Source organism: Leclercia sp. 1548 (assembly GCF_050435045.1).
Classification (GTDB): domain Bacteria; phylum Pseudomonadota; class Gammaproteobacteria; order Enterobacterales; family Enterobacteriaceae; genus Enterobacter; species Enterobacter adecarboxylatus.
Genome location: NZ_JBNDJP010000001.1, coordinates 1 through 14,409, shown reverse-complemented (window position 1 = coordinate 14,409; position 14,409 = coordinate 1). Strand labels below are relative to the sequence as shown.

The following is a 14,409-nucleotide window of genomic DNA, read 5'->3' as shown; positions in this document are numbered from 1 at the left end:
AGACACCCAAGACTGAATCCCTTCTCTCGGGCTTACCGGGTTATCGTCAGCGATGTTTGACGAGGCATTTTCATGCCTGTAACTCTTGAGTAAGCAAATGAGCACATTACTGACTGCACTTTCTCTTCGTGTTGATACTGCCTTTGACACGCTGTTCAACGATCTCACCTTTAGCCTCAAAAAAGGCGACCGCATTGGTCTGCTGGGCGATAACGGCTGCGGCAAAAGTACCCTGCTGAAGATCCTCGACGGCACTGACACGCCCCTCTCCGGCACGGTAGCGCTGGCCGGGCACTGTCTGATGGCGCGGGTGGAGCAACATCTTCCTGAATCTGTTTATCCGTTGACCATGATCGACGCGGTTCTGGCGCAGCTGCCTGTGGCCGAGCGCGAAAGCCTGCGCTGGCGGGCAGAAACTCTGCTGGCGGGTATGGGGTTTACCCCGCAGGACACGGTTCTGCAATCGGCCACCCTCAGCGGCGGGCAGCACACCCGTCTGTTGCTGGCGCGGGCGTTGATAAACGAGCCGGATCTGTTGCTGCTGGATGAACCCAGTAACCACCTCGACCTGCCGACGCTGCTGTGGCTGGAGCAGTTTCTACAAAACTGGTCCGGCAGCTTTGTGCTGGTCTCGCACGACAGGCAGTTACTGGATGCCGTCACCAATGGCAGCTGGATCCTGCGGGACAAAACGTTGCACTACTTCGCCCTTCCCTGTACCCGCGCGCGTCAGGCGCTGGTAGAGAAAGACGAAAGCGACGCCCTGCGCCATAAAGCCGAGCAAAAGGAGATCGACCGGGTCACCGCTAGCGCAAAACGGCTGGCGACCTGGGGTAAGGTCTACGATAACGAAGATCTGGCCCGCAAAGCCAAACAGATGGAACGCCAGGTGGAGCGGCTGAAGGAGAGCCAGACGGCGCTGACCACCGGCAGTCCCTGGACTTTAACCCTGCGCGGCGATGCGCTGAGGGCCGACCGACTGCTGGAGATTGACGCGCTTGGCGTTCCGCCTGCACCCGGCCTTGCGCCACTGTTCGCGATAGAAAATGTCCGGCTTAAAAGCAGCGACCGGGTGGCGATTGTCGGGCGTAACGGCTGCGGCAAATCCTCTCTGATGCGGCTTATCTGGCAGCAATTCATCGCCCGGGAACTGCATGCGGGGCTGAAGATCCATCCGCGTGTGGCAATGGGGTATTACGACCAGACCCTGCATCAGCTGGCGGATGACGCCACGCTGATTGATGCCCTGGAGCCATTCGCACCCAACCCGCAGGATCGCAAAATGGCGCTGATTTCTGCCGGGTTCGCCTGGGCGCGGCACGGGCAAAAGGTCAGTACGCTCAGCGGCGGGGAACGTTCACGGCTGCTGTTTATCGGCCTGACCCTGGCCCGCTTCAGCCTGCTGATGCTCGATGAACCGACCAACCATCTGGACATGGAAGGTAAAGAGGCACTGGCCGACACCTTGCAACAGTTCGAGGGCGGTGTGCTGCTGGTCAGCCATGACCGGCAGTTAATCAGTCAGAGCTGTAACCGCTTCTGGCTGATTGAAAATGGCCTGCTCAGCGAATGGCATGACGCCGACGCGGTGTTTGCCCGTCTTCGCGACGGCAATGGCCAGAGCACTCACCCCGCGCCCGTTGCACAGGATGACGATCGGGCAAACCCCGCGGAAGATCTTTTGGAGCGGCTGGTGCTGCTGGAGAGGTTGCTGGAAGAAGATCGGCTGCGTAAGCCGAAACATCAGAAGCCGCAGCTTCAGGCACAGTGGCAGGAGGAGATTGCCGCGCTGACGGCGCAGCTGTAGGAAAATGCCCGGCGGGTAGCCGCCGCCGGGCATCTTTTTACTTCGGCTGGTTCGTTTTCCAGGCATCCCATGCCTGTTTGATTTCCTGTTTAGCGGTGGCGGCATCGTTAAAGCCGTTCAGTTCCACCGACTTGCGCCCTTCCGGCAGCTGTTTGTAAACGCGGAAGAACGACTCCAGACGCTGCTGTTCAATCTTCGGCAGATCGCTCAGCTCTTTGATGTCGTCATAGGTCGGGTCAATTTTACTGGCTGGCACCGCCACGATTTTGTCGTCTTTTTCACCGCCGTCGATCATCTTCAGCACGCCAATGGCGCGCAGTTTAATCAGGGTGCCCGGTGCCATCGGGGCGCGGGTGTAGAAAATGACGTCCAGCGGATCGCCATCCCCCGCCAGAGACTGGGTAAGCGAGCCGTAGTTTGCCGGGTAGGCTACCGGCATCGACTGGAAGCGATCGGCCACGATAAAGCCGGTTTTGGCATCCGTTTCATACTTAATAATCCCGCCCGCCGGAATTTCGGTGACGGCGTAAAACTCTTCCGGGTTGTTATCAGGCTGTGGGAATTCGAGGATATTTTGCGCCTGCACAGAAGCTGACAGGAGGACGCTCACTGCGAGAAGTTTTTTTACCAGATGCATTGTCTTGTTAACTCTTCGGTTTTTAAGAAGACCACACCTTACGGGGCTGAAATGTCAGAATAATGACAAATTTCCTACAGAAATATTCCACCCTTAATCATCATGGTTATTGATATTTTCGGCAATCAATACGCCTTAAATATCAAATAAATGAATAAATTGTATTGCAACAGACTTGCCAGACAGTTCAAAAACTTTAATCCTTAAGGGGTATGCCGTGCCCCATCAAGCGCCATACCTGCCTCGCAGATCCCTCATTATGAAAATGGAGAAACATATGAAAGCTGCTGTCGTGACCAAAGACCATCAGGTAGAAGTAACCGAGAGAACCCTGCGCCCGCTGAAGCACGGTGAAGCGCTGCTGAAGATGGAGTGCTGTGGCGTTTGCCACACCGATCTTCACGTGAAGAACGGCGATTTTGGTGATAAGACCGGGGTTATCCTCGGCCATGAAGGGATTGGCGTGGTCAAGGAGATCGGGCCGGGCGTGACCTCGCTGAAACCGGGCGATCGGGCAAGCGTAGCCTGGTTCTTCGAAGGCTGTGGCCACTGTGAATACTGTAACTCCGGCAATGAAACCCTGTGCCGCACCGTGAAAAACGCCGGCTATTCCGTGGACGGCGGTATGGCGGAAGAGTGTATTGTCACCGCCGATTACGCGGTAAAAGTGCCGGATGGACTGGAATCCGCCGCCGCCAGCAGCATCACCTGCGCCGGGGTGACCACCTACAAAGCGGTGAAAGTATCAGAGATCAAACCTGGCCAGTGGATTGCTATTTATGGCCTGGGCGGACTGGGTAACCTGGCCCTGCAATACGCCAAAAATGTCTTTAACGCGAAAGTGATCGCCGTTGACGTTAACGATGAACAGCTGAAACTGGCCTCAAGTATGGGGGCCGATCTGGTGGTTAACTCCCGCAGCGACGATGCCGCGAAATTTATTCAGGATAAAACCGGTGGCGCCCACGCCGCGGTCGTGACGGCGGTGGCGAAAGTGGCCTTTAACTCTGCGGTAGATGCCGTTCGTGCCGGGGGCCGCGTGGTGGCGGTCGGTCTGCCGCCAGAAGCAATGAGTCTGGATATTCCGCGTCTGGTATTGGACGGGATTCAGGTGGTGGGTTCGCTGGTGGGCACCCGTCAGGACCTGACCGAAGCCTTCCAGTTTGCCGCTGAGGGTAAGGTGGTGCCGAAAGTGGCGCTGCGTCCGCTGGGGGATATCAACGCCATCTTTAAAGAGATGGAGCAAGGCCAGATCCGCGGCCGCATGGTAATTGATTTCCGCTCATAGGTTGAACGCCCGGCGGCGCTGCGCTGTCGGGCCTACGCGTTCCGCCGATCCGCAATCCACTCCTGCACCTCAATCTGAAAAGTATCTGGCGCTTTACGGTACATTTTGCGCGCCAGGTCGAGGATCGTATGCCGCGCCAGCTCCTCTTCCATTCGCTGCTGGGCGCTGTCCATCACCGAGCGCACACCGCACGGCCCGTCGCAAACCCAGGCAGGCGGCGTTTCATCAAACACGGCCAGCCGCTGACGCACTTCCCGACACTCGAACATGTTCTTCTCGCCATCGATAGCATGCGCCACATCCAGCACGGTGATCAGTTCAGCAGGCCGTGCCAGACGAAAACCGCCGCCCTTTCCTTCGGTGCTGCTCACCAGCCCGGCGCGTGACAGACGTGTGAAGATCTTGCCCAGGTAGTCATAGGGAACGCCCTGCAAGGCCGCCATTTCTCTAACGCTCATCTCACGGTCGTTACCTTTCGCATCCACCATGGTCATCAGGCTATGAATGCCGTACTCCACACCGGAACTGTAAAAAGCCATGCTTAACTCCGAAGTTATTATTCCAGGTCATTATAGCCGCGTTCCGCGACAGAAAGACAGCCGCAATCCTCTGTGCCACTAACCTTCTGTTTTTACGACCCGCAGCAAACAAACTCAGAAAGAAGTTGTCGCAGTTAACTCCGACAAGTATAGTTGCAGTCACGTCAGCCACAGGGCCTGATGCGAAAAAGGATCGAAGATGAAGAAGCAAATTTTAATTGTAGGCAGCGGTTTTGCGGGTATGTGGGCAGCGGTGAGTGCGGCACGTCTGGCCGATTTAACGGGAAGTGACGACCTGCAGATCACCGTTCTGGCTCCCCGCCCGGAGTTGCGTATCCGCCCGCGCTTTTATGAAGAGCAGGTAGCAACCTTTGCCGCCCCGCTAAGCGATCTCTTTGCTGAACTGAATGTTCACTTTATTGCCGGAACCGCTGAACGTATTGACGCGAAACAGAAAAGCGTCTGGTATCGCGACAGCCAGGGCAACGTGACGCTGGTCGCTTACGACCGTCTGATTGTGGCAACAGGCAGTCAGACGCGCCGCCCGGCGATCCCTGGTCTGGCAGAATTTGCCTTTGATATCGACCAACTGGAATCCGCCCAACATTTCGAAAATCACCTTGATTCACTGGCGACACGCCCTTCGACGCCGGAACGTAATACCGTGGTGGTGTGCGGTGGCGGTTTCACCGGCATAGAACTGGCTACCGAACTCCCTGCGCGTCTGCGTACCCGTTTTGGTGATGATACACAGACAAAAGTTATCGTAGTTGAACGCGGATCGGTCATTGGCGGTCGTTACAGTGAAGAACTGCGTGGCACCATTGAAGAGGCAAGCCTCGCGCTGGGTGTGGAGTGGCGTCTGAACAGTGAAATCAGCGCCATCGATCCCCACGGCGTCACGCTTAAAAATGGCGAGCGCATTGCGGCCGCCACCGTTGTCTGGACGGCAGGCGTGGAAGCCCATCCCCTCAGCCAACAGATTGCGGGCGAGCGAGATCCCCAGGGGCGCTTAAAGGTCAACGAAAGCCTGCAAGTACCGGCGCACCCGGACGTGTATGCCACCGGGGATATGGCTCATGCCCACACTGACGACCGCGGCAATACGGCGCTCATGACCTGTCAGCACGCCATTCAGTTGGGCAAGTTTGCGGGACATAACGCCGCGGCCAGCCTGTTAGACGTGGCGCCTTATCCCTATCGCCAGGTGAACTATGTCACCTGTCTCGATTTGGGCGGCTGGGGCGCGGTCTACAGCGAAGGCTGGGATCAGAAGGTGAAATCCGTTCGCGATGACGCAAAGAAAATCAAAATCGCCATCACCAACGAGTTAATCTACCCACCCGCTGCCGATCGCGCCGTCGCTTTTGCTGCCGCCGATCCGCTGGCGAAATTTGTCTAGCGTTTGCTTACCGCGCCCCCGGCGCGGTTTTTTTCAGGCTAGCGCCTGTGCGTTAGCCTGTGTCCGGCGGGCTTTCAGATAACCGTAGATCAGAAGCGACGACATCGCGCAGAACGACAGTACCGCCGCAGGCAGGGTCACGTAACTCCAGCTAAAGCCAAGGGTAATCATCATCCCGCCAAAGTACGCCCCAATGGCGCTGCCGAGGTTAAAGGCCACCTGGCCCCCCGCTGCACCGAGCATCTCCCCACCCTGGGCATTTTGCAGAAGCAGGATCTGCAACGGGGCCGACAGCGCAAACAACCCGGCGCAGCAGATAAAGCCCATCACCAGCGAGGCCACAGGCAGCGCACCGAAGGCAAACAACAGCAGCAGCGACAAAACAATCACCAGATCGGTGAGTGCCGCAATTCGCAGCGGACTGTAGCGCCCGGAAAGTTTGCCGCTGAACAGGTTGCCCAGCACCATGCCGAGTCCCATTAACATCATGATCGCGGTCATCACCCCTTCGGAGAAGCCCGATACGTTGATCATGAAGGGTTTGACGAAGCTGAACCAGGCAAAGACTCCGGCGTTGCCGAACATGGTGGCGGCGAAGATAAACCAGGGTTCCGGCTTTTTCAGGAAATGAAATTGCTCGCTCAGGCGTGTCTGGGATTTATCAAATGTCTGCGGCACCCAGAGGGCAATCGACACCATGACCAGCAGGTTAAACGCAGCGATCAGGAAGAAGGTATAACGCCAGCTGAACTCATGCCCCAGCCAGGTGCCGAGGGGCACACCCGCGAGGTTAGCCACCGTCATCCCGGCAATCATGCCAGCCACCGCCAGCGTAACCTTACCCGGCGGCGCAATACGCGAGAGGATAATGGTGCCGACGCCGAAAAACGCGCCGTGCGGAAAGCCAGATACCAGCCGCCCGATCGCCAGCATGGTGTACGACGTGGAGAAAGTAAAAATGGCGTTGCCGATGAGGCACAGCGTCACCAGGAACAGCAGGATCGACTTTAAAGAGAACTTCCCGGAAAAAATAGCGATGATCGGTGCCCCAATCACTACCCCAAAGGCATAAAACGAAATCATATTGCCGGCAGAAGGAATGGTGATCCCCACGTCCCGTGCCAGCTCGGTTAACACGCCCATAATGCCAAATTCGGCCATGCCCAGGCCAAAGGTGCCAAGTGCTAACGAAAACACCGTCTTTTTCATACCGCGACCACTTGTTAAATAATTGCAACAGCCATTATCGACCAAACTGGTATGGTGAGCCAGTTCAAATCGCGCCGCTGGCCGATTCCTCCATCAATTCGGGCAGGCTGTGAATATTTTCCGCCAGGATGCTCAGGCCTGATTACACTTCAAAGTGTTATGTCTCACCGTACTATCAGAATCACCCCGTAAAGGAAGGCATCATGGCAGATAAAGATAAGAAGAAAAGCAAACCCGTTACGAAGATCGCGCCCCCCGCCCCGCTTAAGCGCACGGAGTACGAAAAAGAGCTGCACCGCCTGCATGTGGAGCTGGTTAAGTTGCAGCGGTGGGTGGTCAGCAAGGGCCTGAAAGTGTGCGTCGTCTTTGAAGGGCGCGACGGCGCCGGTAAAGGGGGCACCATCAAGGCCCTGACCGAACGCGTCAGCCCGCGTGTGTTCCGGGTAGTGGCGCTGCCAGCCCCGACCGAGAAAGAGAAAAGCCAGCTCTACTTCCAGCGCTATGTTCCACATCTGCCCTCCGCCGGGGAAATTGTCATCTTCGACCGCAGCTGGTACAACCGCGCGGGCGTCGAGCGCGTCATGGGATTTTGTACGGAAGAACAGGTAGAGAAGTTTCTCGACGGGGCACCTATCATCGAAAAGGCGATGGTCGATGCGGGCATTATCCTGATCAAATACTGGCTGGAAGTCACCCCCAAAGAGCAGGAGCGTCGCCTGCGCGACCGCATTAACGACGGGCGCAAAACCTGGAAACTGTCACCAATGGACGTGAAATCCTTCAACCGCTGGGATGACTATACCAAGGCCCGTGATGCGATGTTTGCCGCCACCGACACCGCCTGGGCACCCTGGTTTGTTGCCCGTTCCGAGGATAAAAAGCGCGCGCGGCTGAATATTATCTCTCATCTGCTGTCCCAAATTCCCTATAAAGACCTGCCGGAAGAAGAGGTTAAATTACCGAAACGTAAAATCGGCAAAGTTAAACCGACTGCTTACCCGTTCCGTTATATTGACGAGAAGTTCTGACGATTACCGCCCTCTTAATTATTTATTGCGAGGGCGGTTCAGCGTAATTTCACCTGATTTCATCCGATTGCTTTTATCTGGAAGCGTGCTCGCAATACCTGTATTACCAGGCGACCCGGTCATGCTTTCAATATAACGGTTACCGTAATCCCCCGGAAAGAACATGAGAACACCTGACATCCTATAAAACCCGCTCCGGATCCCTTCCCGGAGCGGGTACTTCACCCTCAGAGCCGCGTAAGCGCAGCGCCACCGGGTGTCACAAGCGACGAGATTACTTCATCCCTTCCCGACTCTCGTTCTGCGCTTCCAGACGCTCCACATCCCGATACCAGCGCGGGTGGTGTTTCTGCGCCCAGCGGCGGCTCACTTTTCCTTCGATCATCCCTTTAATCGAACCTTTGACCCAGAACGCCATATACATATGGATCAGAATGGCATGGATCAAAATAATGGCCGATGTCGCGTGGATCAGCAGACTGTAGCGCACGACCTGCATCGGGAAATAGTGGGCAAAATAGGGACGCCAGATAATCACCCCGGTCACCAGCAGCACGAAAATCATGCTCATGATGGTCCAGAACATCATTTTCTGTCCGGCGTTGTATTTCCCCACCTTCGCGACTTTGTGCTCGTTGCCTTTCAGTACCTCAACAATGCCCTTCAGCCACGGAATATCCTGCTTGTCCGGGATGTTGTGATGGACGAAACGCACGAACATAAACATCAGCGCCAAGAAAATCAGCACCCCAAAGAACGGATGCAGAATGCGCCCCATCTGCGGAGTACCGAAGGTTTCGGTCAGCCATTGTAGCGTCGGGAAGAAGAACGAGATCCCGGATAAGGACACCAGGAAGAAGCAGATCACCACTGTCCAGTGACAGGCACGGTCAATAAACTTCGTGCGCACGATCATCTTTGACTTATTCATGGTGTTCCTCCTCGTCGTCATCCACCTCTTTGTTCGGCCCGATACCAATGTAGTGATAAATCAACCCGGCAAAGGTGGCGATAAAGCCTGCCGCGGAGAGCGGTTTAAGCGCCCCTTTCCACAGGTTAATGGACGTATCGATCGCCGGATCCTTCGGCAGATTGTGATACAGCTCCGGCTGGTCGTTGTGGTGCAGCACGTACATGACATGCGTCCCGCCCACCCCTTGCGGGTTGTAGACACCCGCGTTGGCATAGCCACGCGCTTTCAGCTTATCGACCCGCTGCTGGGCAACCTCCAGCATCTCCTTCTTGGTGCCAAAGTGAATGGCCCCGGTCGGACAGGTCTTCACGCAGGCTGGCTCCTGACCAACGCTGACGCGATCCACGCACAGGGTGCATTTGTAGACCCGGTTGTCCTCTTTATTGAGACGCGGCACGTTGAACGGACAGCCCGCGATGCAGTATCCGCAGCCGATGCAGTTATCCTGCTGGAAATCGACGATGCCGTTGGCGTACTGAATAATCGCCCCGGCTGATGGGCAGGCTTTCAGACAGCCCGGATCCTCGCAGTGCATACAGCCATCTTTGCGGATCAGCCACTCCAGCTTGCCGTTCTGATCGGTTTCGCTAAAGCGCATCACCGTCCAGGATTTGGCGCTCAGGTCCGCCGGGTTATCGTAAACCCCGACGCAGTGCCCCACCTCGTCGCGGATATCGTTCCACTCGGAACAGGCCACCTGGCAGGCTTTACAGCCCACGCAGGAGGAGACATCGATAAGCTTTGCCACTTCCGCTTTGTAATCCCGCGCACGAGGCGCGGGGGTAAAGTCGTTGGTGGCGGAGCGTTTGATGACGTCTTGTGTTTCCATCGACATTGATTCGCTCCTTATGCTTTCTCGATGTTGACCAGGAACGCCTTGTACTCTGGCGTTTGCGAGTTGGAATCCCCCACTGCAGGCGTCAGGGTGTTGGCGATATAACCTTTCTGCGCCACCCCTTCAAAGCCCCAGTGCAGCGGGATCCCGACGGTTTCCACCTGTTGGCCGTGAACGTTCAGGGCCTGCAGGCGACGGGTGACCACCGCCACGGCGCGAATAAACCCGCGCTGGCTGCTGACCTTGACACGATCGCCGTTAGCGATGCCTTTGGCCTTCGCCAGGGTCTCGCTGATCTCGACAAACTGTTCCGGCTGGGCGATGGCGTTCAGTCGCGCATGTTTGGTCCAGGTATGGAAATGCTCGGTCAGGCGATAGGTCGTACCGACGTACGGGAACTTATCTTTCTTGCCCATGCGCACGGCATCTTCCTGGTAAACACGTACCACCGGACTGGAGACCACGTTGGGGTGCAGCGGGTTAGTGCCGAGCGGCGTTTCCATTGGCTCGTAGTGTTCCGGGAACGGCCCTTCCGCCAGCTTGTCGATGGCAAACAGACGTCCCAGCCCTTCCGGCTGCATGATAAACGGCCCGGTGTTGCTGCCCGGTGCGGCGGTGTTGAAGTCCGGGATATCGTTGCCAGCCCACTTCGTGCCGTTCCACTGGATCAGCATCCGTTTCGGATCCCACGGCTTGCCGTTGATATCCGCCGACGCGCGGTTGTAAAGCACGCGACGGTTCAATGGCCACGCCCAGGCCCAGCCCAGCGTATTGCCCAGCCCTGACGGGTCGGCGTTATCGCGGTTAGCCATCTGGTTACCCTGCTCGGTCCAGCTGCCGGTGTAGATCCAGCACGAGGATGCCGTGGTACCGTCATCACGCAGTTGGGCAAAGCTGCTCAGCAACTGGCCTTTCTTCGCGATGAGCACGCCATTGGCGTCATAGAGATCCGCCAGCGCATAGCCGTTGTTCTCTTTCGCCACCTCTTCCGATTCCGGGTGATCCGGCTGTTTGTAATCCCAGCTCATCCGCAGCAGCGGCTCAGCGCCTTTGCCGCCTTCCGTGCGGTACATCTCACGCAGACGATGGTAAATCCCCGCCAGGATCTCGCCGTCGTTACGCGCTTCGCCCGGCGCATCCTGCCCCTTCCAGTGCCACTGCAGCCAGCGGCCGGAGTTGGCGATGGAGCCATCCTCTTCGGCAAAACAGGTGGACGGCAGACGGAACACTTCGGTCTGAATCGAGGCGGTATCCACGTCATTCATTTCGCCGTGGTTCTGCCAGAAGTTAGAGGTTTCCGTCACCAGCGGATCGATCACCACCATGTACTTCAGCTTGCTGAGACTGGCGACAATCTTGTTCTTATCCGGGAACGACGCCACCGGGTTAAAGCCCTGGCAGATGTAACCTGTGACCTCGCCCTTCGCCATCATGTTGAAATACTTAATGACGTCGTAGGACTGATCCCATTTCGGCAGCCAGTTAAAGCCCCAGTCGTTCTCCTTCTGCGCCGCATCGCCATAGAAGGACTTCATCAGGCTGACGAAGAACTTCGGATAATTACTCCAGTAGTTCACCTGATCAGGCAGCGTCGCTTTTGGCGTGTTCGCCGTCATATAGCTTTGCAGAACCGTCTGTTTCTCGGACGGCAGCGTCAGGTAGCCGGTCAGGCTGGTCGACAGCAAGCCTAAGTCGGTTAAGCCCTGAATGTTGGAGTGCCCGCGCAGGGCGTTCACCCCGCCACCGGCCATGCCCATGTTGCCGAGCAGCAGCTGGATCATCGCCATGGTACGGATGTTCTGCGCCCCGACGGTGTGTTGCGTCCAGCCCAGCGCATACAGGAAGGTCGTGGTTCTGTCTGCTGCACTGGTGGAGGCCAGCACTTCGCACACTTTCAGGAAGTCGGCTTTCGGCGTACCGCAAATGTTTTCCACCACCTCCGGCGTATAGCGGGAAACGTGCTGTTTAAGCAGGTTCCACACGCAGCGCGGATCGGTGAGCGTGTCGTCGCGTTTCGCATAGCCATTTTCGTCGAACTGATAGTTCCAGGAAGACTTATCGTACTGGCGTTTTTCCGCGTCGTAGCCGCTGAACAGCCCGTCTTCAAAGGTAAAGTCTTCCCGCACCAGCAGATTGGCGTTGGTGTAATGCTTAACGTACTCAGCGTTAATTTTGTTGTTTTCAATCAGGTACAGCAGCACGCCGGAAAGGAACGTAATGTCCGTGCCGGAGCGGATTGGCGCATAGATATCGGCCACCGATGCCGTACGCGTAAAGCGCGGATCGACGACGATCAGCGTCGCATCATTGTTGTTCTTCGCTTCCATCGCCCAGCGGAATCCCACGGGATGGGCCTCAGCGGCGTTACCGCCCATGACCATAACGACGTTGGCGTTTTTGATATCAACCCAGTGGTTGGTCATCGCACCGCGACCAAATGTTGGAGCAAGACTTGCTACCGTTGGTCCGTGTCAGACGCGCGCCTGGTTATCTACCGCCAGCATGCCGAGGGAGCGCACAAATTTCTGCGTCAGCATGCCGGTCTCATTACTGGCCGCCGAGGCGCACAGCATCCCGGTGGAGGTCCAGCGGTTTACCGTCACGCCCTGCGCATTGGTCTCGACGAAGTTGGCGTCGCGGTCGGCTTTCATTAGTTTCGCAATCCGGGAGAAGGCCTCATCCCAGGAGAGTCGCTGCCATTTGTCGGAACCCGGTGCGCGGTACTCCGGGTAACGCAGGCGGTTTTCGCTGTGAACATAGTCCAGCAGGCCCGCCCCTTTCGGGCATAACGCCCCACGGCTGACCGGATGATCCGCGTCGCCTTCAATATGATAAATCGACTCTTTGGCGTTCTTCGCGCCATCTCCCAGGCTATACATCAATAGCCCGCATCCCACGGAACAGTATGTGCAGGTGTTACGGATCTCTTTCGCACGCAGCAATTTATAGTTGCGCGCCTGAGCCAGCGCCATTTTAGGAGCGAACCCTAAAGCAGCCACTGTGGTTCCGGCCATACCGCCCGCGCAGATTTTAAAAAACTGTCTGCGACTGACGTCCATCGTTGTCCTCGTTAACTCAATGAGAATTCCGGCGGAAAACTAACAGCAAAGCCCCTGTTTTTTTTGCGGCAAATCAATATCGCTATTTTTCGCCCTCTTAATAGTCAGCGGGTCGCGGTTTTGTTACCGCTAAGGGGGTAACCGCGGGGAGATTAATTCGCGGAAGGTACTGAAACAGTGCTATAAATTTGCCCCGGAAAATGTCATGGCAATGGAAAAATGATGGACAGAAAAAAAGCGACGTTGACAGGGCTGGCGGCCATTGTGCTCTGGAGCACGATGGTAGGCCTGATCCGAGGCGTCAGCGAGGGGCTAGGCCCGGTAGGGGGCGCGGCGATGATCTACACGCTCAGCGGTTTACTTTGTCTGGTCACGGTCGGGCTGCCCAACCTGCGGCGTTTTTCGCCCCGCTACCTGATGGCGGGTAGCGTGCTGTTTGTCAGCTATGAGATCTGTCTGGCCCTGTCGTTAGGCTACGCCACCACCCGTCACCAGGCCATTGAGGTGGGGATGGTCAACTACCTCTGGCCAAGCCTGACCATTGTGTTTGCCATTCTGTTTAATCGCCAGAAATCGACGCTGTGGGTGATCCCGGGGCTGCTTATCTCGCTGCTGGGTGTCAGTTGGGTCGTCGGGGGCGATAAGGGGCTTAGTCTGGCGGACATTGCCCAAAACGTTATCTCGAATCCGCTGAGTTACGGCCTGGCCTTTGTCGGGGCCTTTATCTGGGCCGCTTACTGCACCGTGACCAGTAAATATGCCAGGGGCCAGAATGGCATCACCCTGTTTGTGCTGCTGACGGCCCTGACTCTGTGGGTGAAATATGCCTTCAGCGATCAACCGGAAATGGTCTTCAGCGTGCCGGTGGTGATTAAACTCCTGATGTGCGGCGTGGCGCTGGGGTTTGGCTATGCCTCATGGAACATCGGCATTCTGCACGGCAACGTGACGCTGCTGGCGGTGGCGTCCTATTTTACGCCGGTACTGTCAGCGGCGCTGGCGGCGGTGTTACTGAATGCGCCCCTGTCGTTTAGCTTCTGGCAGGGGGCGATGATGGTGTGCGCGGGGTCGTTGTTGTGTTGGTATGCTACGCGGGCGCGGACGCGCTAAGTTCCTGGACGCTACAAGGAGTAGCGAAAACCACCAGCCGCTTCGGCTGGTGGTCTGATAACAATTACCAGTTGCCGTAAGGATAAGTTTTACCCTTGATAAAATCCTTTATGAACTGATCATATCCATCTGGAATGCTGTAATTAAAATCAATTCGGGTGGGCACTCCCTTACAGATATCCAGCCGATCGCCTGAAAGCGTCACCATGCGTTTTGGCTCTACAGGGACATTTTTCCCTCCGGCACTGTTCTGAAGCCAGATCTTCACCTTCCCCTCCGGCGCAAGACCGAACAGCATCGTTTTATACCAGGCGGTTTCTCCTTTTCTGTCTTTTCCTGTCGGGGTCAGCATGATTTCACGTAACGACGGTTTGAAGATGATCTGTGTTTCATAGGTCTTTTTATCAATGATGGAGTCCCAGCAGATCATCATGGCAACGGGCGGATGGCGGGCTTTATTCAGTTCTGCATGCATTCGAACAAGGTTGTTCCAGGTCTCAACGGTATCCGGATCGCCAGGTG

At 56.5% G+C, this 14,409-nt stretch carries 12 protein-coding genes; 5 read left to right on the top strand and 7 right to left on the bottom strand.

The features are described 5' to 3' along the window. The first annotated feature begins 97 nt into the window (after positions 1 to 97). Positions 98 to 1,807: an ABC-F family ATP-binding cassette domain-containing protein gene (locus ABIE02_RS00060; RefSeq protein WP_336994603.1), complete on the top strand. Its 1,710-nt coding sequence runs from the start codon at positions 98 to 100 to the stop codon at positions 1,805 to 1,807. 37 nt (positions 1,808 to 1,844) lie between these two features. On the opposite strand, the gene ABIE02_RS00055 is transcribed toward ABIE02_RS00060, so the two are convergent. Beyond that, the gene (locus ABIE02_RS00055; protein WP_059307925.1) at positions 1,845 to 2,444 is read right to left on the bottom strand and encodes an inorganic diphosphatase; all 600 of its coding nucleotides are present in this window, start codon (positions 2,442 to 2,444) and stop codon (positions 1,845 to 1,847) included. Positions 2,445 to 2,721: 277 nt separating this feature from the next. On the opposite strand from ABIE02_RS00055, the gene adhP reads away from it, so the two are divergent. Further along, positions 2,722 to 3,732, top strand: a complete 1,011-nt coding sequence (gene adhP, locus ABIE02_RS00050; RefSeq protein WP_336994602.1) for an alcohol dehydrogenase AdhP — start codon at positions 2,722 to 2,724, stop codon at positions 3,730 to 3,732. Between the two features lie 32 nt (positions 3,733 to 3,764). Here the strand turns inward: adhP and ABIE02_RS00045 are convergent, their stop codons facing one another. Further along, positions 3,765 to 4,271 (bottom strand): RrF2 family transcriptional regulator, encoded by a 507-nt coding sequence (locus ABIE02_RS00045; protein WP_032618137.1) that lies wholly within the window; start codon positions 4,269 to 4,271, stop codon positions 3,765 to 3,767. 199 nt (positions 4,272 to 4,470) lie between these two features. On the opposite strand from ABIE02_RS00045, the gene ABIE02_RS00040 reads away from it, so the two are divergent. Beyond that, positions 4,471 to 5,673, top strand: coding sequence for an NAD(P)/FAD-dependent oxidoreductase (locus ABIE02_RS00040; RefSeq protein ID WP_032618138.1), 1,203 nt, complete (start codon positions 4,471 to 4,473; stop codon positions 5,671 to 5,673). 33 nt (positions 5,674 to 5,706) lie between these two features. Here the strand turns inward: ABIE02_RS00040 and araJ are convergent, their stop codons facing one another. Beyond that, positions 5,707 to 6,882 carry an MFS transporter AraJ gene (gene araJ / locus ABIE02_RS00035; RefSeq protein ID WP_164529823.1) on the bottom strand — a complete coding sequence of 392 codons (1,176 nt, stop codon included), beginning with the start codon at positions 6,880 to 6,882 and terminating at the stop codon, positions 5,707 to 5,709. A 203-nt stretch (positions 6,883 to 7,085) separates the two neighbouring features. Here araJ and ppk2 point away from each other — a divergent pair, with 203 nt between their 5' ends. Then, a complete protein-coding gene (gene ppk2 / locus ABIE02_RS00030; RefSeq protein ID WP_103792355.1) occupies positions 7,086 to 7,910 on the top strand; it encodes a polyphosphate kinase 2 in 825 nt (274 codons plus the stop codon). A gap of 274 nt (positions 7,911 to 8,184) precedes the next feature. Here ppk2 and fdnI read toward each other — a convergent pair whose 3' ends face one another. From fdnI to fdnG, 3 genes are read right to left on the bottom strand one after another with little or no spacing between them, the layout of a single operon-like run. Continuing rightward, the gene (fdnI, locus tag ABIE02_RS00025; protein WP_336994601.1) at positions 8,185 to 8,841 is read right to left on the bottom strand and encodes a formate dehydrogenase-N subunit gamma; all 657 of its coding nucleotides are present in this window, start codon (positions 8,839 to 8,841) and stop codon (positions 8,185 to 8,187) included. Continuing rightward, positions 8,834 to 9,718: a formate dehydrogenase subunit beta gene (gene fdxH / locus ABIE02_RS00020; RefSeq protein ID WP_191152671.1), complete on the bottom strand. Its 885-nt coding sequence runs from the start codon at positions 9,716 to 9,718 to the stop codon at positions 8,834 to 8,836. Before fdxH ends, fdnI begins: the two co-directional genes overlap by 8 nt. Before the next feature lie 11 nt (positions 9,719 to 9,729). Next, entirely contained in the window at positions 9,730 to 12,777 is a 3,048-nt protein-coding gene (gene fdnG, locus ABIE02_RS00015) for a formate dehydrogenase-N subunit alpha (protein WP_429211104.1), read from the bottom strand. A 222-nt stretch (positions 12,778 to 12,999) separates the two neighbouring features. Between fdnG and yddG the strand changes: the two genes are divergently transcribed. Continuing rightward, entirely contained in the window at positions 13,000 to 13,887 is an 888-nt protein-coding gene (yddG, locus tag ABIE02_RS00010) for an aromatic amino acid DMT transporter YddG (protein WP_032618203.1), read from the top strand. 64 nt (positions 13,888 to 13,951) lie between these two features. Here the strand turns inward: yddG and ABIE02_RS00005 are convergent. Then, the coding region (locus ABIE02_RS00005) for a DUF2931 family protein (RefSeq protein WP_429211103.1) at positions 13,952 to 14,409 on the bottom strand (458 nt) is incomplete at its 5' end.